Here is a 19,042-nt window from a genome sequence, read left to right on the forward strand (position 1 = left end):
TCAATCGCTCGCATAGCGGCGCATCGCCTGCGCGGCCCAGTCGGCCGGCACGCGGCCGTCGTCGGCCAGCAGCCGAAGCGCGACCGCGGCGATCCAGCGCGCACTCGGCGCGCGCGTGCCGGGGCCCGGGCCGGCCAGATCCGCGCCGAGCGCCGCGAAGCGGGCGGGGACGAACGCGCCGATCTGCGCGGCGACATGCCGCGCATAGCCTGTTACCGCGAGCACCGGCGTGCGGCTGTCGCCGAAGCATCGGCGCACATGCGCGATCCGCGGTTCGTCATGCGGATGCAGCAGGTTCCACCGGTCGGCGGCATGACCATCGCGGGCGAGTTGCGTGTAGCTCGGGCAGCTCCAGATCGTCGAATCGATGCGCCATTCGTCGTGCAGCAGGTCGGCCGCTTCCAGCACCTGCGCGAGCGTGCTGCCCGCGCCGCACAGCCGGATCTGCGCAGCCGCGCCGGCCGCCGTGCGCCGGCCGGCCCGCACCATGCCGCTGAACGCATCGCGGGCCGCGGTGGCCGACAGCGGTTTCGCATCGGGTAAGAGGTCGTCGTGGCTCGCGAGGTAACAGAATCCCGGTTGGCCGGCGACATAGAGCGTGCGCAGCGCGTGGCGCAGGATCGCGATCGCCTCATGTCCCGACGACGGATCGTATGGCGTGCACGCGGGGTTAGCGGCGAGCCAGTGCGGGACATCGGGCGTCACGCCTTTCGGCCAGGACGACGCGACCGTTTCGGCATCGTTGACGAAGATCCCGCGATCGATGGTTTCGACCGACGCCAGCCGCAGCCGGTCGGTCGCGCGCGCATGCAGCAGGTACAGCAGCGGCTTCTCGAACCGCTTGCGTGCATCGAGAAACCGTAGCGGCCACGCACTGATGCGGCGATGTGCGTCCGCGTCCGCAGACGGCGCCCGCGCATCGGCTCGTACGACCCAGACGCGTTCCGATGTCGCCGCATCGCGTTCGAGGCAATCGGCGGCGGCGCGCATCGCGCCGAGCGGCGACACCGCATGGCCACGCGGCGCGAGCCGCTGCGTGATCAGCCTGTCGAGGCAGGCCGCCGCGGCGCGGCGGGTGTCGGGTGTCCGCACGGGCGGACCGGATCGCGCAGTCTGCATGTCCCTCCTTCGAGTACTGGCATGTCGCCGGGTCTATCGGTTCCGGCATAGGATTGCAATTGCAACGATTGTAGTTGCAACGATAACCGGAAGACAAGGACCACCATGATCTCGACGCATCCCCTCACGTTTTATACGGCCAACACGCCGAACGGGCACAAGGTCGCCATTTACCTGGAAGAGGCCGGCCTCGCCTACGACCGCGTGCACGTGAATCTTTCCGCCGGCGAGCAGCGCAGCCCGGCGTTTCTCGCGATCAACCCGAACGGCAAGATCCCGGCCATCGTCGACCACGACGCCGGGCTGACCGTGTTCGAATCCGGCGCGATCCTCAGCTATCTCGTCGCGAAAACGGGCGTTCTGCATCCCGACGCGCTGGCCGAGCGCACGGCCGTCCAGCAGTGGCTGCACTTCCAGATCGGCGGAATCGGGCCGATGCTCGGCCAGCTCTGGTGGTTCCTGCATGCATCGAAGACGGTCAATGCGCAAGCGCTCGAGCGCTACCGGAACGAGGCGCGGCGTCTCTATGGGGTCGTGAATGGCCGCTTGGCGGAATCGGCGTATCTCGCGTCGCCGCGGTACTCGATCGCCGACATCGCCGCGTTTCCGTGGCTGCGCGCGGCGCCCGAACTCGATCTCGATCTGGCCGACTACCCGCACGTCGAGCGCTGGCTCGCCGGCATCGAGGCGCGGCAAGCCGTTCAGCGGGGCCTGATCGCCTGCCGCGCGCCGGCGGAGGAGGGCGCGCACTGACCTCGCATTGCCCGCGCCGGACGGATGGCGCGGGCGCCGCCCGCCGGCCTGCCGGGAAACATTGTTCTCCTTCGTCGTAAACGTCTCGAATGCGTGATATTTGCGCCGCGCGATCCGGTTTAGAGTGGCCGCGAATTGATGACGATGTGTCGTATCGCCGCAGTCCCGGGCGGTACAGACGCACCAGAGGAGTAGGAGACAAATGAGTGAAGGCAGGATTACGCAGGTCGAGTCGTTCGGTTTCGAGCGCATTCCCGATGCATCGCGCTACGCGCGGCCGATCGATCTGTTCAGGTTGTTGTTTGGCGGCTGCAATACCTTTTCCACGTCGGTGCTCGGCAGTTTTCCCGTGCTGGTCGGGCTGTCGTTCAAGGCGGGGGTCTGCGCGATCGTGCTCGGCGTGCTCGCCGGCACCTGCATCCTCGCGCCGATGAGCCTGTTCGGCCCGCGCAACGGGACGAGCGACCCGGTGTCGTCCGGCGCGCATTTCGGCATCCACGGCCGGATCGTCGGCTCGTTCCTCGCGCTGCTCACGTCGATCGCGTTCTTCTCGCTCGCGGTGTGGAGCTCGGGCGACGCGCTCGTCGGCGGCGCGCACAACATGGTCGGCGTGCCGGTCAACGGCTTCACGCTCGGCGCGGCGTACATGGTGTTCGCGGTGCTCGTGCTGATCGTCTGTATCTACGGCTTCCGCTTCATGCTGTGGGTCAACAAGATCGCCGTGTGGGCCGCGAGCGTGCTGTTCGTCGCGGGCCTGTTCGCGTTCGCCGGCCTGTTCGACGTGAGCTATGCCGGCACGGTGCAGCAGGGCAGCGCGGGCTTCTGGGCCGCGTTCGTCGGCGCGGTGCTGGTGGCGCTCAGCAACCCGGTGTCGTTCGCGTCGACGCTCGGCGACTGGGCGCGTTACATCCCGCAGCGCACACCGAGGCATCGCGTGATGGGCGCCGTGTTCGCCGCGCAGATCGCGACCTTCGTGCCGTTCTTCTTCGGCCTCGCGACCGCGACGATCATCGCGACGAAGGCGCCCGCGTTCATCGCGTCGAACGACTACGTCGGCGGGCTGCTCGCGATCTCGCCGCGCTGGTTCCTGCTGCCGATGTGCCTGATCGCGATCATCGGCGGGATGTCGACCGGCACGACCGCGCTGTACGGCACCGGCCTCGACGTGTCGAGCATGTTCCCGCGCCTGCTGAACCGCGTGCGTGCGACACTGCTGATCGGCACGATCGCGATCGCGTTCATCTTCGTCGGGCGCTTCTGGTTCAACCTCGTCGAAAGCGTCGCGACGTTCTCGACGCTGATCGATACGTTCAGCTGCCCATGGATGGCGATCATGGTGATCGGCTACGTGACGCGGCGCGGCTACTATCTCGCGGACGACCTGCAGGTGTTCAACCGCGGGCTGCGCGGCGGCCACTACTGGTTCACGCACGGCTGGAACGTGCGCGCGATGGGCGCGTGGCTGCCGGCCGCGTTCGTCGGGTTGTCGTTCGTGAACCTGCCGGGGCAGTTCGTCGGGCCGCTCGGCAACCTCGCGGGCGGGCTCGATCTGAGCGTGCCGGTGTCGCTGGTGGTGGGCGGCGTGCTGTATTTCGTGCTGCTGATGTTGTATCCGGAACCGGATGGCGTGTACGGTCCACGCGGGCGACGCTTCGTGCGTGGCGGTGGGCAGGCGGCGCGCGGCAGTGGCGCGCCGGCGATCCAGTCGAGGGGGTAAGCGCGGCGCGTGGTGCGTAGCGTAGCGCCACAAAGGACGATGCCGCCGCACGGGAGAGCGGCCGGCGGCATTGTCGTTTTCGGGCGTGTGGTTGCCAGAGGGGGCGGCTGTACGCTCCACGCAGCGCGCCTAAACGCAATCGAAAGCGCAAACGAAAACGCCCGCTGGGTTGGCGGGCGCGCGTCGACCTGGATGCGGTTCAATGGAACGAACTGCCCGCGAGCATCCCGCCGTCGACGATGAATTCCGACCCGGTGCAATACGCGGATTCATCGGACGCGAGGAACAGCACGAGATTGGCCACCTCATCGGGCTTGCCGATGCGCGCGATCGGCAGGCCGCTGTAGATCGACGACGGATCGAAGTCCGCGAACTCGGGCGGGCGCGCCATCACCGTATCGATGCCACCGGGGTGCACCGAGTTCACGCGTATGCCGTAGCGGCCGAATTCGAGCGCGGCGGCCTTCGTCATTCCGCGCACCGCGAACTTGCTCGATACGTATGCGCTGCCGCCTGCGACGCCTTCCATCCCGGCCGTCGACGATACATTGACGATCGAGCCGCCACCCGCGGCCTTCAGCGCGCCCAGCGCCGACTTCATGCCGAGCCAGCAGCCGACCTGGTTCACGTCGATCACCTTGCGATAGTCGTCGAGCGAGCACGCTTCGAGCGGCACGAGCTTCAGGATCGCCGCGTTGTTCACGAGGATGTCGAGGCGGCCGAACTGCGCAAGCGTCGCATCGACGGCGGCCTGCCAGTCGGCTTCGCTCGTCACGTCGAGATGCTGGAAACGTGCGGCGTCGCCGAGTTCGGCCGCGACGCGCCGGCCGGCTTCGTCCAGCACGTCGGCGATCACCACGCGTGCGCCTTCGGTGACGAACCTGCGCGCTTCCGCTTCGCCCTGGCCGCGGGCACCGCCCGTGATCAGCGCCACCTTGCCTTCGAGTCGTTTCATGCCGCTTGCTCCTGTGAGTGAGAGGGGCGCGCGCGGGGCCGCTTACGCGGAGGCGCCCGCCGCGTCGATGATGCGAACCGGATCGGTGCCGTCCCATGCGCGGGCCTCGGCGATGCCGCGCGCGATCATGTCACGCATGCCGGCGCCTTCGATCACTTCGACGCGCACGCCGGGATCGCAGGCGTCGTCGAGATAGGCGATGCGCGTGGCCGGGTTGCGTGCGTCGAACACGACACGCAGGCCGCGGGCCGTGAGCTGCGCGAGCACGGTATCGAGATCGTCGACGACCCACGCGACGTGATGCGGCCCGACGAGCGGCTGGCCATGCACATCGCGGTATGGCGAGCGCGCCTCGTTCGTCACGTGAATCAGTTCGATCTGCAGATCGCCGCGATACGCGAGCCCGACGTCCATCGTGACCGTCACGGGTTCGCCGAGATGGAAGCCGTCGAGACGCACGTTGCGAAATACGGTCCACGGGCCGACGTCGTGGCGTTTGCGCCAGCGCGCGATGCTGCGGTCGAGATCGGCGACCACGTAGCCGATCTGGTCGATGGGGCCGAGGAGTGTGTCGTTCATGGCGTCTCCGTGGCGGACGCACGTGTGCGTGCCGTGCGATGCATGCCGGCCATGATCGCAACAAAGCGCGTGCTGCGAGCCATCCAAACGGATGAGCTCGCGCGCTTCGTCGCTGCGTGGCGGGTGGGTAGGTGCGCCAGGGCGCGACGATGCAGGCGTGCGAAGTAGAACGGAGAAGGCGCGCGCTTCGGGCCGGGCGATCCGCGTGTTACCGCGCGTTCGGCCCCTTGACCGTCAGCCGGCACACGGTGGCCAGCGCAAGCAGGTTCGGGTCGCGTTCGCGCCGGTGCAGGAAGCTCAAGCCGATCGTCTGGCGGATCGTCGGCCCGGCGAGCGGCACGAGCGCGATCTTGTGCGCGAACAGGTCGCGCACGCGGCCGGGCAGCAGCGAGCAGCCGACGCCGCCCGACACGAGGTTGATCAGCGAGAAGATGTCGCCCACCCGCATCACGACGTTCGGCGTGACGCCGGCCGAACGAAACGCTTCCGTGAAGCCGTGATGTGTCGCGAAGCCTTCGCCGAGCGACACGAACGGCGCGTCGCCGCACGAGCACAGATCGATGGCATCGTGCCGCGCGTACGGCGAGTCGATCGGCGCGGCGAAGAACATCTCGTCCTCGAACAGCGCGATCGATTCGATCTCGGCATCCGGTTCGGGCAGCGCCATCAGCGTCGCGTCGATCGCGCCCTGCCGCAGCTTGTCGAGCAGGTCGGCATTCGAGCCGAGCACCAGCTCGGCCTGCAGCTCGGGGCGGCGCTCCTTCAACGCGATCACGACTTCGGGCACGGTGCGGATCGTCAGCGAGTAGAGCGAACCGATCTTCAACTGGCCGGCGCCGTAGCCGGCCGCCTCGCGCGTCGAGCGGATCCCGTCCGTCATCGTCTTGAGCACTTCGCCCGCGACTTCGGCGAGCACCTGCGCGGCGTCGGTCGGCATCAGGTTCCGCCCCTCGTGGCGAAACAGCGCGCAGTGCATCCCTTCCTCGAGCGTGTGCAGCGCCCGGTGCACGCTGACCGTGCTGACGCCCAGCGCCTCGGCGGCCTTCGCGAGGCTGCCCGCTTCCATGAAGGCGAGCAGCACCTCGAGCTTGCGGAACGTGATCTCTTCGTTGATGCGGTTGCGCATGGTGCGGGCGACGGGAAGGGCGACCGACGATTCTGCCGCAGAACCGGGGCAGCAACAATGCGCGGATTTCCGGGGTTTTCGCAGGGCGGCGCCGGGCGGGGCAACATTTAATCTCCGGCTAATCATCTGCCGCGGGTATTAATTGATGCGGGTTTTCGGCGTCCCTATGATCGTTTCACGCTGGTCGTACGGGTAGGACGCGAGGTTCCGATGGTGCGGGCCCGTGCCCGCGCCCGCACCTTACCGGCCGGCGATACGAACAGCCGGTTCGCCCATGCGTGCCACGCAACACGGCATGCATGCGGCGCGGCGCCATGAGACTGCAGGAGAGACAAGCATGCGCGACTCACGTCGGAACTCGCGGCATCGGCAGGTGGTTGCCGCTGTCGTCGGCAATACCCTCGAGTGGTACGACTTCATCGTTTACGGTTTCTTCTCCGGCATCATCGCGCGGCTGTTCTTTCCCGCCGAGAGCCAGTACGCGTCGCTGCTGATGTCGCTCGCGACCTTCGGCGTCGGTTTCTTCATGCGCCCGGTGGGCGGCATCCTGCTTGGGCTCTATGCGGACCGCAAGGGCCGCAAGGCCGCGATGCAGCTCATCATCTTCCTGATGACGCTGTCGATCGCGCTGATCACGTTCGCGCCGTCGTACGCCGTGATCGGCCCGGCGGCGCCCATCCTGATCGTCGTCGCGCGGCTGCTGCAGGGTTTCGCGACGGGCGGCGAATACGCGAGCGCGACCGCGTTCCTCGTGGAAAGCGCGCCGGAGAACCGGCGCGGGCTGTACGGATCGTGGCAACTGATCGGCCAGTGTCTCGCGGTATTCTCGGGCGCCGCGATGGGCGCGTGGGCCACGCAATCGCTGTCGGACGCGGCGCTGCATAGCTGGGGCTGGCGCGTGCCGTTCGCGCTCGGGCTGCTGATCGGGCCGGTCGGCCTGTGGATCCGCCGGCACATGGAGGAGACCGAGGCGTTCGTCGCCGCGAGCAAGTCGACCGTCGAGCCGCCGGCGAGCGTGTCGGGCGTGCTGCGCGACAACCTGCGCGGCGTGCTGGTGTCGATGGGGCAGACGATCACCGGCACGGCCGTGTTCTACGTGATGCTCGTCAACATGCCGACGTTCGTGCACAAGACCTTCGGGCTGCCGCTCGACCAGGTCTTCAAGGTGCAGATGGCGGCGGTTGCGCTGCTGACGGTGACGATCCCGTTCGCGGCGCTCGTGTCCGACCGCATCGGCCGGCGTCCCGTGCTGATCGCCGGTTCGCTGGCGCTGCTGACGGTCACGTATCCGCTGTTCACGTGGCTGGCTGCCGCGCCGGGCATCGGGCGCCTGCTCGTGATGCAGCTCGTGATCTGCACGATCATCGGCATCTGCTACGGGCCCGCGCCGACCACGCTCGCCGAGCAGTTCGCGACGCGTTCGCGCTCCACGGGCATCGCGCTCGCGTACAACTTCGCGGTGATGGTGTTCGGCGGCTTCGCGCCGTTCATCGTCACGTGGCTGACGCACGCGAGCGGGTCACCTGTCGCGCCCGCATGGTACGTGTTGTTCGCGGCCTCGTTCGGGCTGCTCGCGAGCGTGTTCATGCACGACGGCGCGCCATGCGTGCTCGCGCGCCGGCAGTTTCAGGGCGAGCCGTTGAGCGCCAAGTAGCGGCCGTGGTCTGCCGCCCGCGCCGGCGAGCCATCGGCGCGGGCGGTGGGCAGGGTAGCGGTCCTGCCGATGCTTAGCATCACGGGCGGCGGCCTACCGCGGCCGCCGCCCCATCGTTACGCTTGGGCGATCATCCACTCTGTCCGGAAGGTCGCCATGTCCCGGCTCGACTACACGTTGCTCGGCCCCTGCCTGCTCGCCATCGCGATCGACGCGATGGGCTTCGGGCTCGTCTATCCGATGATGTCCGCGATCTTCAGCGATCCGCACGCGGGCATCCTGCCGGCCGACGCCGGCGCGCATGCGCGCAATTTCTACCTCGGTCTCGGCTACGGGATCTACCCGTTGTGCATGTTCTTCGGCTCGTCGCTGATGGGCGACCTGTCCGATCGCTACGGCCGCCGCAGGATCCTGCTGCTGTGTGTGCTCGGCCTCGCGGCCGGCTACGCGATGATGGCGGCCGGTGCCTGGCATGCGAGCGTCGCGCTGCTGCTGACGGGCCGCGGGCTCACCGGGCTGATGGCGGGCTGCCAGGGCATCGCGCAGGCAGCGATCACCGACCTGAGCACGCCGGAGAACAAGGCGCACAACATGAGCATCATGTCGCTCGCGTTCAGCGCGGGCGTGATCGTCGGCCCTGTGCTCGGCGGCGTCACGTCCGATCGCACGATTTCGCCGCTGTTCGACTACGGCACGCCGTTCGTGCTGGTCGCCGCGCTGTCGCTGGCCTGCGCGTGCTGGACCTGGGCGTCGTACCGCGATTCGGCCGCACCGCGCGGCGACACGCGCATCGATCCGCTGCTGCCGCTGCGGATCATCGGGGAGGCCGCGCGCCAGCGCAACGTCGCGTTCCTGTCGGTGGTGTTCTTCCTGATGCAGGTCGGCTACGGGCTCTACCTGCAGACCATCATGCTGCTGCTGCAGGCGAAATTCGGCTACACGAGTGCGCGGCTGGGGCTGTTCAGCGGCGTGATCGGCCTTTGCTTCGTGTTCGGGCTGCTGTTCGTCGTACGGCGGATGCTGCGCGTGTGGCGCGTGGTCGACATCGCGAAGACGGGCCTGCTCGTCGCGGGCGTCGGCCAGGTCCTGTCCGCGCTGTTCCCGCACGAGCCGGTGCTGTGGTCGCTCGCGATGGTTGTCGGCTGCTTCGACATGGTTGCGTACACGACGATGTATACGGCGTTCTCCGACGCGGTCAGCGAGGGCCGGCAAGGCTGGGCGCTCGGCGTCGCGGGCTCGGTGATGGCCGTCGCGTGGGTCGTGACGGGCGCGCTTACGAACCTGCTGCCGGTGTTCGGCGAGATCGGCCTGCTGCTGATCGGTGGTGCGGGCTTCCTGCTCAGCTTCGCGATGATGGTCGCGTATGGCCGCACGCAGCCGGGCGCGCGAACAGCCGCGCTGTCGTAGGCGGTTTGCACGTTGGCCCGATCCTGTCGGACGTTGTCCCGCGCGCCGCTGTCGCGTCAGGCCGCGCGGCCCGACACTGGCGGCTCGCGTCCCGGGAGCATCCGGGCCGCGTCCGGCGGCGCCGGCTGGCCCGGCGCGCCGTTCCTTCGACATGCCAACCAAGAGAGCGACCCATGCAACATCCGACCATCCGTACCCTGGCGGGCGCGAGCGCGCCGACATCGATCGCCGCCGCCCGCACCGCGCTGCTGGTGATCGATTTCCAGAATGAATATTTCAGCGGCCGCCTGCCGATTCCGGAGGGGCCGCGCGCGCTGGGCAACGCGCAGCGCGTGATCGCGTTCGCCGACCGCGCGGGCATGCCGGTGTTTCATGTGCAGCACGTCGATGCGGCCGACGGCCCGATCTTCGCCGACGGCAGCGACGGCTTCCGCTTTCACGCGGACCTGCAGCCGGAGGCGCATCACACGGTGGTGAAGAAGACGTCGGTGAGCGTGTTCCCGACGACGGACATCGATGCGCGCCTGAAGGCGGCCGGTGTCGACACGCTGATCGTCACGGGGCTGATGACGCATGCATGCGTCGCCGGCGCGGCACGCGATGCGGTGCCGCTCGGCTACGCGGTGATCGTCGTCGACGACGCATGCGCGACGCGCGACCTCGACCTCGCGAATGGCGGCACGGTATCGCACGGCGAACTCCATCGCGCGACGCTGGCCGCGCTGTCGGACACATTCGGCGACGTGCTGACGACCGAGCAGGTGCTGGCGCTGGCCGTCGCCTGACGGCACGCCGCCGGATGCGTGCTTCAGTCCGCCCAGCCTGGCGCGGCGTATACGACTTCGCCGCGGAAGCACGTCTCGATCACGCGGGTTTGCGCGAACGTCTCGACCGGGTGCGCGAACGGATTGCGGTCGAGGATCGCGAAGCTCGCGTCCTTGCCCGCTTCGAGCGAACCCGTACAGTCGTCGAAGCGCAGCGCATACGCGGTGTTCACCGTATAGGCCTCGAGCATCGTGAGCAGGTCGAGGCGTTCGTGCGGATTCCACGGCGGGCTGTCGGGCTGGTCGATCAGCAAGTGCGTGACGCCGGTCTGGATGATCTGCATCGGGTCCATCGTGCTGACCGACCAGTCGGAGCCGGCCGCGAGCATCGCGCCCGCGTTGCGCAGGCTGCGGAACGGATAGTTGCGGGCGGTGCGCTCGGCGCCGAGCAGGTCGCGATAGAGCTGCTGCTGTTCCTCGCGCGCGGCCGTCCACAGCGTCTGGACGCTGGCGATCGCGCCGAGCCGGTTGAAGCGGCTCATGTCGGCCGGATCGACGAGCTGCAGGTGCGCGAGCTGCGCGCGCCGGTCGCGCATGCCGGTGCGGATCTGGACGTATTCGAGCGCGTCGAGCGTCATGCGCACCGCGCGATCGGCGAGCGTGTGGAAGTGCAGGTCGAAGCCGGCCGTATCGGCGAGCAGGCAGATCTCGTTCAGCGCATCCTGGCTCCACAGCGCGAGGCCGCAATCGTCAGTGCCGGCGTACGGCTCGAGCAGCGCGGCCGTCTTCGATTCGGGCACGCCGTCGACGAAGATCTTCACCGTATGCAGGCGCAGGTTGTCGCATTCGTATTCGCGACGCCATCTGGCGAAGCGCTCGATCTGCTCGCGCGGATCGCGGCGCGGGTTCGCATAGAGGCCCGCGCTCATGTACACCTTCAGCGTGCCCGCGCGTTGCGCGTCGGCATACGCCTTGAGTTCGGCCTCCTCGACGCGCGCGTCGAACCAGCCGGTGATGCCGTAACCGTGCGCCATCGCGTGCGCTTTCGCGAGCGACTTCGGGTAGCCGGCCGGGCTCAGTTGCGGAATGATCGGGCACACGCGGTAGAACGCCGCTTCGTGCACGACGCCATTCGGCGCGCCGGACGCGTCGCGCTCGTACACGCCGCCGGCCGGGTCCGGCGTATCGGCGTTAATGCCGGCCGCTTCGAGCCCTTTCGTGTTGAGGCAGCCGCTGTGCACGTCGAAGCCGACCACGAGCAGCGGCCGGTCGGGCACGATCCTGTCGAGCAGCTCGCGGGTCGGATACGCGCCGAATGCGGCCAGGTTGGCGCCGCCGAGATAGACCCACGGTTCGTTCGGCGTCGCATCGGCGCATGCGCGAATGCGCTGCAGGATCGTGTCGGGATCGTTGATGCCGGACAGGTCGAAGTCACCGAGGATCTGGTGGCCTTCGAGCGGGTGCACGTGGCCGTCGATGAGGCCCGGCAGCATCAGCCTGCCGGCCAGGTCGACGATGCGCGTCGCGGGGCCGGCCAGCGCGCGGATGTCGTCGTCGCGGCCGACGGCGACGATCTTGCCGTCTTTGGCGGCGAGCGCCCGAGCGAAGCGGCGTTGCGCATCGCCCGTGTAAAGCAGGCCGTTCAGATAGACGGTATCGGCGTGTTGCATGTGTCTCCTCCGGATGGGGGAAGGTTCGACGGGCGCACGTGTCCGGCGGGCGGGCCGTGTGGCTCGTCCGGTCGCGTGAACCCGGTCGGGTTGGAATGAGATGCGGGGCGGCTAGGTGCCGGTGTTGCGCGGCGGGCGCGGCGATGCGTCGTGGTGAAGGCCGGCTGTCGCCGGAGCGTCATGCCGATCGCGCCGCCAGGTCTGGATCGGCGGATCGATGGGCGACGCGCGCGCGGCCGTGCGGGCCGGCGTCCATCCGGTATTCGGCATGCCGTGTCTCCGTGATATCCGACGCGTTCCGGTCGTCGGGTGAGTCAGATACTAGGAGCGGGGCGGGCGGCTGTCTGTCATCGTTTTGAGGACAAGACGCGACAAAGAACGCGGCGGTGAGTAGGCGTGCAGCGATGCGGGGGTGTCATCTATTGGCCGCGTTCCCCCGGCGGTTCCTCTTCGGTCACGCACCACGCGAACAGTCCGGCCCGGTTCGCCACGCCGAGCTTCGCGAGCGCGCGCCCGAGATAGGTGCGCACGCTGCTGGGCTTGAGTGCGAGGGTATCGGCGATCTGCGGGACAGGCTGGCCTTGCAGCACCGCGCGGCACACGAGCCGTTCGCGCTGCGACAGCACCGCGCCGCTGGCCGACAGGCGCTGTTCGAACCGCTGCAGCAACGCGCCGTCGTCCGAACGCGGCGTCAGGCGGGCGAGCCGTGCATGCTGGATCAGGAGCGGCAGCACGAAATCGCCGAGCTGCCGCAGCAGCGCCAGCTCGGCCAGCGTATAGGACGGCTGGCCGCGTCGGCGGAACAACGAGAACGCATAGACATAGTCGCGCTCGCTGCCGAGCAGCGTGCAGTCTTCGCCGAGATCGCCGAGCGCGAAATGGCGGCCGTATTCGGTTGCCGTATCGATGTCCTCGTTGCACGAGAACACGAGCTGCGAATCGGTGGCGCGCTCGATATGCGGGAGCAGTGTGTCGGTGCGCCAGTCGCCCTGGGTATAGAGATCGAGCGCGTGGCGCGTGCCGTCGGGATCGTCGCCGCCCGCGAAGAACAGCACGTCGACACTGTCGACCGACTGCGACGGCGCATCGCGGCGGTAGCGCGTCGCGACGCTGTAATGGGACTGCGGATCGACGGTTTCGCGCAGCCATGCCCAGAGCCGGGCGGGAAACTGCGGACTGCCGAGGCTGGCGATCAGGTCGCCGGCATTGCTGAGGGAAATATGGGCGGGGCTCATCGTTGACACCGTCTGCGCGAACGGCCGCCCGTGCCGGCCGTGCTTCGCGGATGACGGCGCGCCGGCGGCGCGGCGGCTGGCGATGCGGTCATGCGGGACGGAGGCCGGCGCGGCGGCGAAGCTCGATTGTAGGGGAGTTCGCCGCCGCGGGGCACGCGCGCTTGCCCGGCGGGCGGCCGATCGTCCGTCGACGGGTGGTGCGCATCGTGGCGCACCGCGTGTCGGCCTGTGCGTCAGAACATCGTGTTCGCGTTCGCGGACTTTTCCGGTACCGGCTGGATCACGTCCCAGTGTTCGACGATCTTGCCGTCCTTGACGCGGAAGATGTCGACGACCGCTTCGCCGCGGTCGCCCGGACGCTCGGTCGCATGCACGTGCAGGTAGACGAGGTCGCCGTCGGTTGCGCTGCGCACGATGCGCGCGCGCGATGCCGGGTTCTTCTGGAACGCGCCGACGAAGTACGACACGAATGGCTTCTTGCCGTCCGGCACGTGCGGGTTGTGCTGCTTGTAGTCGTCCGCGACGACGGCGGCGGCTTCGACGGCTTCGTGCTTGTTGAAGAAGCGGTCGTAGAACGTCAGCACGAGCTGGCGGTTGGCTTCCTCGGCGGCCAGGTCGCGCGTGGCCGGGCCGGCGGCCAGCGCGGCCGTCGACGCGGCCAGCAGGACGAGCGCGGCAACGGCGCGAACGGGGGAGCGGAGCGATGACATGTAGCGGGTTCCTTGTCTGATGAAGCGTGGGTGGGTGCGCGAAGAGCGACCGCGGGTCGAGCCTGCCGCGGCGATCGGCGGGCGGCGGCGCATGGTTGCGGATGCACGCGCCTTGTCGCCGCGAGGGGTTTTCCGCCCGGCCCGTATCGTGACGACACGGGCCGGTAACGGCCGCGCGCCGTCGTCATGCTTCGTTGAACTGGCGAATCCGCGCGGCTGTCGGGGCGATCGAATGGTACAGTTGCCGCGAACCCGTCACAAGAAGTCAGCGCGGTGTGAACAGGTCACACCGCGCTGACCCTGCGTTGCCCGTGAAAGAGAATCCAGTCATGCCGTTCCCGCCCGCCGACGAATCCGTCGAACTCGATCAGCCATGCCCGATTCGCGATGTGCTCGACCGCATCGGCGACCAGTGGAGCCTGCTCGTGCTCGAAGCGTTGTCCAGCGGGACGATGCGTTTCAACGAACTCGGCCGTACGATCGGCGATGTGTCGAACCAGATGCTGTCGCGCACGCTCAAGCGGCTCGAGCAGGACGGCTTCGTCAGTCGCACGCTGTACGCCGAAGTGCCGCCGCGTGTCGAATATGCGCTGACCGACCTCGGGCGTTCGTTCCTGACGCCGATGCAGGCGATGATCCGGTGGGCCGACGAACATCATCGCGCGATCTGCGTTGCGCGACGTCGTGCGCGGGAAATGGAAGGGGGCGGGCGCTGAGCGGGGGCTTGCGCCGCCTTGTCGCTGGGCGTTGTGCTGCGTTCGGGGGCGATGCGACGAGGCGTGGCGTAGTTGCCGGTGCATCGCCATTGCATGAGTTCGTTATCCAAATGATTTCGTCGGTTTGATCAAGGGCGCCGATGCTGCAGTGCGTTCCATTCGTCCCGTATGCGGCAATGCGCTGGCGATGCTCCGTTCAACAAGGGCAGGTACGGGGCGATCGAGACGGCGGTCTTTCTGTGCATCGCGCACGAAGAGTGCGGCAGGGTCCGGTCGAGGCGGGATGGTGTGCGGTAGACCGGCGAGCAACGTCGATGGTCGAGGTTGCGTGACCGGAAGCATCTCCCCGGTTTGCGCGCCGGCATTGGGCCAGGGGGCAGGATTCGTCGGGGCGCCTGCCGGGCATCATGATGTTGATATCGGGGCAGAACGGCACGGGTTCGCTCGCGCCGTCCGCCCCGAGCCTGCTACTGGCCGGGCGCCCGGTGGCTGCCTATCGCCACGTACCGTCGACGTAGATCCACACCTGTCCCTGGCGGCGCCAGTAGCCGGGCACCCACCGACGCCCGGGGCGCCGTGCGACCCAGCGCCCCGGCACCCATATATAGCGGCCACGCTGCCAGCGCCAGTAGCCGTCGGTCCATATATAGCCGTGCGGCCGTGGCGGCGGCGGACGGCGGTCGTGCCGGGCGGCCGGCGGTGCGATGCCCGGGCGGTCCGGATAGGGCGGGCCGCCGGGCACGCGATTCGGGCCCGACGGCCGGTACACGGGCGGCGCCGGCTGGGCCGAGGCGGCGCGGAGCCAGCCGCCGGTGCCGACGAAGGCGGCAGTCAATCCGATGGCGCGCAACAACGAGCGTCGATTCATGGCGTGTCCTGTTCTGTATTCGAGGCTGCCTTACATTAGCCTGCCAGTCGGCCGGCCGGGTTACGCGAGCGGTTAACGCTGTTACCGTGTGTCACGGCAGGTGGAAGCTGGCCTTTCTATATGGATGGGTGCAGGGGATGTGACCCGCCGAACGACTGTCGTGCCCTGTTTACTGGCCGACGGATGCGTTTTAGGTGTCCGGAGCCAGAAATTCGAGAGCCAGTTGGGTAGAATTTACCGATTTCGGGGTGTCGCGCCGAATCCGTTTGTTGTTTCTATGCAACCGTCAAGACGATGACATGTAAGAATGGTGCGATGAAAGGCTCCAAAAAGCCCCCGTCAAGAAGTCAAAAACAAACGTCAAAACAAATACTTATAACTCGTCCCCACTTTCATTATTTCTAGTTCTGGAAAAGCTTATTTCTTTATTTGCGGATCGCTCCCCTAGGGTACACCCCTAAACTCACGGTTCCCAAACGGGCAACTATCCGGGCGCGGCCAGCAGGATCGATGGCGCTCCCGGGCGGTTGAAGACCGTTTATGAACAAGGTCGCGAGACCTGCCTCTTTTTAGAAGGGAGCTCCACGAATGAACAAGACTCTGATCGTTGCAGCAGCTGCAGCATCGTTTGCTACCGTCGCTCACGCACAAAGCAGCGTCACGCTGTACGGCGTGCTGGACGCAGGCATCACCTACACGAGCAACGTCCAGCCGGCACTCGGCCAAGCTGGCAAGTCGCGTTGGGCGATGGGTTCGGGCATTGACCAGAGCCGTTTCGGCCTGCGTGGCTCGGAAGACCTGGGTGGCGGCCTGAAGGCAATCTTCACGTTGGAAAGCGGCTTCAACATCGGTAACGGCAAGTTCGCGAACAGCAACGGCATGTTCAACCGCCAAGCTTTCGTCGGCCTGTCGAGCCAGTACGGCACGGTCACGCTGGGTAAGCAGTATGACGCAACGCAAGACTACCTGGCGCCGCTGACGGCAACGGGCTCGTGGGGCGGCACGTACTTCGCGCACCCGCTGAACCTCGACCGTCTGAGCACGAACGGTGATGTCGCTCAGAACAACACGATCAAGTTCACGAGCGCTAACTACGCTGGCCTGCAATTCGGCGGCACGTACTCGTTCTCGAACAACACGAACTTCGGTAACAACCGTGCGTACAGCGCAGGCGTTGCATACCAGTTCCAAGGCCTGAAGCTGGCGGGTGCATACTCGCAAGCGAACCTGGGTGACGGTACGAACGCAAACGGCGCAACGTCGTCGGCAATCGGTGGCATCGCTAGCCAAGGCCGCGTCCGCACGTACGGTGCTGCTGCTGGCTACGCATTCGGCCCGGCACAAGTCGGCGCTGCATGGACGCAAGCTCGCCTCGACAACAACGCAGTTGGCGTCGGCACGCTGCGCACCGACAACTACGAAGTCAACGCGAAGTACAACCTGACGCCGGCTCTCGGCCTGGGTGCTGCTTACACGTACACGAACGCGAAGATCAACAACGGCAGCACGCACTGGAACCAGTTCGGCCTGCAAGCTGACTACGCTCTGTCGAAGCGCACGGACGTCTACGCACAAGCTGTGTACCAGCGTGCAGCGAAGAACGGCATCGGCGCGTCGATCTACAACGGCAGCAACTTCAGCGACAACCTGCCGAGCTCGTCGATCAACCAAACCGCAGCAACGGTTGGTCTGCGTCACCGCTTCTAAGCGTGACGGCGGGGTAACCCGCTACGCAGCATCGAAAAAGGCGCCTTCGGGCGCCTTTTTTTCGTCTGCGGAATGCGATGTCGAGGATTCGTGCCGCCCGGATGCAAAAAAGCGAGGCCTGTGCCTCGCTTTTTTCGTTGCGCGCCACTACGGCGCGGTGCCGACGGCAGGGTGCTCAGCGCGTGTATTCGCCGTTGGCTTCCGGCTGGAACACGATCGCGGCCACCTTCATCTGTTTTTCGGCGCCGCTCGGCTGCGTCACCTTGACCATCTGGCCGCGCTGGGTGCCCAGCAGTGCCATGCCGACGGGCGAGAAGACGTTCAGGCGGCCGAGCTCGAGATTGGCGGCGTCCGGATAAACAATCGTCCAGGTGGCTTGTTCCTGGGTCGTTTCGTCGAGCAGCGTGATCTGCGAGTTCATCGTGACGACGTTCGCCTTGATGGCGTCGGGCTGGACGATGTCGGCGCGCTCAAGAAGCGTATCGAGCATCGTCTGAAAGCGCGGGTTGTGTTCGGCGTGCTTCTCGAGGCGAGCAACGTCGAGTTCGGTCAACTGGTAAAGGCGTTGTTTCATGGCAGTTCTCCAAATGATCGGCAAGGGCAGGCGTGGCGTGCCTATGGGGATCGCCCGGAGCCTGTCTGACCTGGCTCCGGGAGGAGACCGAGCCGTCAGATCAGGCGCCGGGCAGGGGCGAGCGGCGCCTGGGCCGTGCGTCGAGCGAGGGGATGCGCCGGATGACCGGCGCGCGCGCGCACGCCGGCCGGGCCGGACGGCGAAACCGAAAGGGGCGTGAGCGCGTACATGGTGGATGGAAGATCGACTGACGAATATAACCTTACGATTCTACAACACAACCTTCGGGATATGTGATTCGGCTGTCGGCATTTTGTCAGCGATTGTTGTGCGAGTGAAGCAAGTTGCCGCGATATCGTCTCGGATGTGCCAGCGATTTTTGTCAAAATCGCAACGCTGTATGTTCAAACTAAGGGTTTCCCCTCGGGTGGGCGAGCACTACACTGGATTCAATCGCTTCAGACAGTCCTGCCGAGGCGACACCAAAAGAGAACACATACCGGAGGTAAATCATGAAGTCGGTCATCTACGCAGCTATCGCCGCATCCGTCCTTGCCACCCCGATCGCATCGTTTGCACAGTCCGAGCAGGGGTTGACCCGCGACCAGGTCAAGGCCGAGCTCGTGCAACTCGAACAGAACGGCTACAAGCCGCTGGCGAGCGATTCGCAATATCCGGACAACATCCAGGCCGCTGAACAACGCATTCAACCGAACCAGCCGATGCTCGCGCAAGCCGATACGAGCGGCTACGGTGCCGTGGCGACGGGTGCGGGCCAAGCCGGCCGTCGCATGACGCGCGAAGCACCGAATCCCGTGAACTCGGTCTATTTCGGCAACTGAACGCCCCCGGGTCTGCCCGAGCGCACCGCTTAATCGACGAGACGCGCACCCATTGTGCGCGTCATTCGCCCGCAGGAGCAGAACCTCCGTCGCCGCATTCCGGCGGCTTTCCGCCCAGACGCTCGCGCGTTTGGGCCTTTTTTGCTGGGCGGGTCAGGCGGACGTGACCGCGGGCGTGCCGTGGATATAGTGTTCGAGCTGGCTGATCGTGAACTGCTGATCGGCAATCACGCTCTTGACGAGATCGCCGATCGAGATGAGGCCGACCAGCTTGCCGCCGTCGAGGACGGGCAGGTGGCGCATCCGGTGCTCGGTCATCAGCGCCATGCACTCGTCGGTGGATTGCGACGGTTCGACGTAGCGCACCTTCGCCGTCATGATTTCCTCGACGCGGGTGGCTTTCGACGAGCGGTCCTGCAGGACCACCTTGCGCGCGTAGTCGCGCTCGGTGACGATGCCCGCGATGTCGTCGCCGTCCACGACCAGTAGCGCGCCGATGCCTTTTTCGGCCATCAGCTTGATGGCGTCGTAGACGAGGTCGCTCTTCGTGACGGTGTAGATGGTGCGGCCCGAATCCGGCTTGGCCTTGAGAAGTTGCGCGACAGTCGTACTCATTCGCTTTCTCCGTGTGCAGGTCGATGCTGGG

General features: G+C 66.9%; 18 protein-coding genes. 8 read left to right on the forward strand and 10 right to left on the reverse strand.

Going from position 1 to position 19,042, the window contains the following annotated elements; translation table 11 throughout:
- The gene (locus tag CFB43_RS22405) at positions 1 to 1,119 is read right to left on the reverse strand and encodes a transketolase-like TK C-terminal-containing protein (protein WP_089496612.1); all 1,119 of its coding nucleotides are present in this window, start codon (positions 1,117 to 1,119) and stop codon (positions 1 to 3) included.
- A gap of 105 nt (positions 1,120 to 1,224) precedes the next feature.
- Here CFB43_RS22405 and CFB43_RS22410 point away from each other — a divergent pair, with 105 nt between their 5' ends.
- Positions 1,225 to 1,872 carry a glutathione S-transferase family protein gene (locus tag CFB43_RS22410; protein WP_089496613.1) on the forward strand — a complete coding sequence of 216 codons (648 nt, stop codon included), beginning with the start codon at positions 1,225 to 1,227 and terminating at the stop codon, positions 1,870 to 1,872.
- Between the two features lie 202 nt (positions 1,873 to 2,074).
- The gene (locus CFB43_RS22415; protein ID WP_089496614.1) at positions 2,075 to 3,589 is read left to right on the forward strand and encodes a purine-cytosine permease family protein; all 1,515 of its coding nucleotides are present in this window, start codon (positions 2,075 to 2,077) and stop codon (positions 3,587 to 3,589) included.
- A 199-nt stretch (positions 3,590 to 3,788) separates the two neighbouring features.
- Here the strand turns inward: CFB43_RS22415 and CFB43_RS22420 are convergent, their stop codons facing one another.
- The 3 genes from CFB43_RS22420 to CFB43_RS22430 form a co-directional block, all read right to left on the reverse strand.
- Complete coding sequence (locus tag CFB43_RS22420) at positions 3,789 to 4,544, reverse strand: glucose 1-dehydrogenase (RefSeq protein WP_089496615.1); 756 nt, start codon at positions 4,542 to 4,544, stop codon at positions 3,789 to 3,791.
- Positions 4,545 to 4,586: 42 nt separating this feature from the next.
- Positions 4,587 to 5,123 carry a VOC family protein gene (locus tag CFB43_RS22425; RefSeq protein WP_089496616.1) on the reverse strand — a complete coding sequence of 179 codons (537 nt, stop codon included), beginning with the start codon at positions 5,121 to 5,123 and terminating at the stop codon, positions 4,587 to 4,589.
- 208 nt (positions 5,124 to 5,331) lie between these two features.
- On the reverse strand, positions 5,332 to 6,249 hold the full coding sequence (locus CFB43_RS22430) for a LysR family transcriptional regulator (protein ID WP_089475162.1): 918 nt from the start codon (positions 6,247 to 6,249) through the stop codon (positions 5,332 to 5,334).
- A gap of 337 nt (positions 6,250 to 6,586) precedes the next feature.
- Between CFB43_RS22430 and CFB43_RS22435 the strand changes: the two genes are divergently transcribed.
- From CFB43_RS22435 to CFB43_RS22445, 3 genes are all read left to right on the forward strand, one after another.
- Positions 6,587 to 7,903, forward strand: coding sequence for an MFS transporter (locus CFB43_RS22435; RefSeq protein ID WP_089496617.1), 1,317 nt, complete (start codon positions 6,587 to 6,589; stop codon positions 7,901 to 7,903).
- A 156-nt stretch (positions 7,904 to 8,059) separates the two neighbouring features.
- Positions 8,060 to 9,310 (forward strand): MFS transporter, encoded by a 1,251-nt coding sequence (locus tag CFB43_RS22440; protein ID WP_089496618.1) that lies wholly within the window; start codon positions 8,060 to 8,062, stop codon positions 9,308 to 9,310.
- Between the two features lie 173 nt (positions 9,311 to 9,483).
- Complete coding sequence (locus tag CFB43_RS22445; RefSeq protein WP_089496619.1) at positions 9,484 to 10,095, forward strand: cysteine hydrolase family protein; 612 nt, start codon at positions 9,484 to 9,486, stop codon at positions 10,093 to 10,095.
- A gap of 23 nt (positions 10,096 to 10,118) precedes the next feature.
- Here the strand turns inward: CFB43_RS22445 and CFB43_RS22450 are convergent, their stop codons facing one another.
- From CFB43_RS22450 to CFB43_RS22460, 3 genes are all read right to left on the reverse strand, one after another.
- Positions 10,119 to 11,744, reverse strand: a complete 1,626-nt coding sequence (locus CFB43_RS22450) for an amidohydrolase (protein WP_089496620.1) — start codon at positions 11,742 to 11,744, stop codon at positions 10,119 to 10,121.
- A gap of 419 nt (positions 11,745 to 12,163) precedes the next feature.
- Entirely contained in the window at positions 12,164 to 12,979 is an 816-nt protein-coding gene (locus CFB43_RS22455) for a helix-turn-helix transcriptional regulator (protein ID WP_256990110.1), read from the reverse strand.
- A gap of 233 nt (positions 12,980 to 13,212) precedes the next feature.
- Positions 13,213 to 13,689 carry a nuclear transport factor 2 family protein gene (locus tag CFB43_RS22460; protein WP_011354627.1) on the reverse strand — a complete coding sequence of 159 codons (477 nt, stop codon included), beginning with the start codon at positions 13,687 to 13,689 and terminating at the stop codon, positions 13,213 to 13,215.
- Between the two features lie 329 nt (positions 13,690 to 14,018).
- Here CFB43_RS22460 and CFB43_RS22465 point away from each other — a divergent pair, with 329 nt between their 5' ends.
- Positions 14,019 to 14,405: a winged helix-turn-helix transcriptional regulator gene (locus CFB43_RS22465; protein WP_089496622.1), complete on the forward strand. Its 387-nt coding sequence runs from the start codon at positions 14,019 to 14,021 to the stop codon at positions 14,403 to 14,405.
- 493 nt (positions 14,406 to 14,898) lie between these two features.
- On the opposite strand, the gene CFB43_RS22470 is transcribed toward CFB43_RS22465, so the two are convergent.
- A complete protein-coding gene (locus CFB43_RS22470) occupies positions 14,899 to 15,273 on the reverse strand; it encodes a YXWGXW repeat-containing protein (protein ID WP_089496623.1) in 375 nt (124 codons plus the stop codon).
- A gap of 588 nt (positions 15,274 to 15,861) precedes the next feature.
- Between CFB43_RS22470 and CFB43_RS22475 the strand changes: the two genes are divergently transcribed.
- Positions 15,862 to 16,980 (forward strand): porin, encoded by a 1,119-nt coding sequence (locus tag CFB43_RS22475; protein ID WP_089442094.1) that lies wholly within the window; start codon positions 15,862 to 15,864, stop codon positions 16,978 to 16,980.
- A 175-nt stretch (positions 16,981 to 17,155) separates the two neighbouring features.
- Here the strand turns inward: CFB43_RS22475 and CFB43_RS22480 are convergent, their stop codons facing one another.
- Entirely contained in the window at positions 17,156 to 17,554 is a 399-nt protein-coding gene (locus tag CFB43_RS22480) for a GreA/GreB family elongation factor (protein ID WP_089496624.1), read from the reverse strand.
- 512 nt (positions 17,555 to 18,066) lie between these two features.
- Here CFB43_RS22480 and CFB43_RS22485 point away from each other — a divergent pair.
- Positions 18,067 to 18,396 carry a DUF4148 domain-containing protein gene (locus CFB43_RS22485; RefSeq protein WP_089496625.1) on the forward strand — a complete coding sequence of 110 codons (330 nt, stop codon included), beginning with the start codon at positions 18,067 to 18,069 and terminating at the stop codon, positions 18,394 to 18,396.
- A gap of 153 nt (positions 18,397 to 18,549) precedes the next feature.
- On the opposite strand, the gene CFB43_RS22490 is transcribed toward CFB43_RS22485, so the two are convergent.
- Positions 18,550 to 19,011, reverse strand: a complete 462-nt coding sequence (locus CFB43_RS22490; protein ID WP_069252006.1) for a CBS domain-containing protein — start codon at positions 19,009 to 19,011, stop codon at positions 18,550 to 18,552.
- Positions 19,012 to 19,042 lie beyond the last annotated feature (31 nt).

This window comes from Burkholderia sp. AU15512, assembly GCF_002223325.1.
Lineage (GTDB): Bacteria > Pseudomonadota > Gammaproteobacteria > Burkholderiales > Burkholderiaceae > Burkholderia.

Bases quoted from the DNA above. Each gene is read 5' to 3' on its own strand.
- CFB43_RS22405 (WP_089496612.1), bottom strand. From the start codon at position 1,119: ATGCAGACTGCGCGATCCGGTCCGCCCGTGCGGACACCCGACACCCGC.
- CFB43_RS22410 (WP_089496613.1), top strand. From the start codon at position 1,225: ATGATCTCGACGCATCCCCTCACGTTTTATACGGCCAACACGCCGAAC.
- CFB43_RS22415 (WP_089496614.1), top strand. From the start codon at position 2,075: ATGAGTGAAGGCAGGATTACGCAGGTCGAGTCGTTCGGTTTCGAGCGC.
- CFB43_RS22420 (WP_089496615.1), bottom strand. From the start codon at position 4,544: ATGAAACGACTCGAAGGCAAGGTGGCGCTGATCACGGGCGGTGCCCGC.
- CFB43_RS22425 (WP_089496616.1), bottom strand. From the start codon at position 5,123: ATGAACGACACACTCCTCGGCCCCATCGACCAGATCGGCTACGTGGTC.
- CFB43_RS22430 (WP_089475162.1), bottom strand. From the start codon at position 6,249: ATGCGCAACCGCATCAACGAAGAGATCACGTTCCGCAAGCTCGAGGTG.
- CFB43_RS22435 (WP_089496617.1), top strand. From the start codon at position 6,587: ATGCGCGACTCACGTCGGAACTCGCGGCATCGGCAGGTGGTTGCCGCT.
- CFB43_RS22440 (WP_089496618.1), top strand. From the start codon at position 8,060: ATGTCCCGGCTCGACTACACGTTGCTCGGCCCCTGCCTGCTCGCCATC.
- CFB43_RS22445 (WP_089496619.1), top strand. From the start codon at position 9,484: ATGCAACATCCGACCATCCGTACCCTGGCGGGCGCGAGCGCGCCGACA.
- CFB43_RS22450 (WP_089496620.1), bottom strand. From the start codon at position 11,744: ATGCAACACGCCGATACCGTCTATCTGAACGGCCTGCTTTACACGGGC.
- CFB43_RS22455 (WP_256990110.1), bottom strand. From the start codon at position 12,979: ATGAGCCCCGCCCATATTTCCCTCAGCAATGCCGGCGACCTGATCGCC.
- CFB43_RS22460 (WP_011354627.1), bottom strand. From the start codon at position 13,689: ATGTCATCGCTCCGCTCCCCCGTTCGCGCCGTTGCCGCGCTCGTCCTG.
- CFB43_RS22465 (WP_089496622.1), top strand. From the start codon at position 14,019: ATGCCGTTCCCGCCCGCCGACGAATCCGTCGAACTCGATCAGCCATGC.
- CFB43_RS22470 (WP_089496623.1), bottom strand. From the start codon at position 15,273: ATGAATCGACGCTCGTTGTTGCGCGCCATCGGATTGACTGCCGCCTTC.
- CFB43_RS22475 (WP_089442094.1), top strand. From the start codon at position 15,862: ATGAACAAGACTCTGATCGTTGCAGCAGCTGCAGCATCGTTTGCTACC.
- CFB43_RS22480 (WP_089496624.1), bottom strand. From the start codon at position 17,554: ATGAAACAACGCCTTTACCAGTTGACCGAACTCGACGTTGCTCGCCTC.
- CFB43_RS22485 (WP_089496625.1), top strand. From the start codon at position 18,067: ATGAAGTCGGTCATCTACGCAGCTATCGCCGCATCCGTCCTTGCCACC.
- CFB43_RS22490 (WP_069252006.1), bottom strand. From the start codon at position 19,011: ATGAGTACGACTGTCGCGCAACTTCTCAAGGCCAAGCCGGATTCGGGC.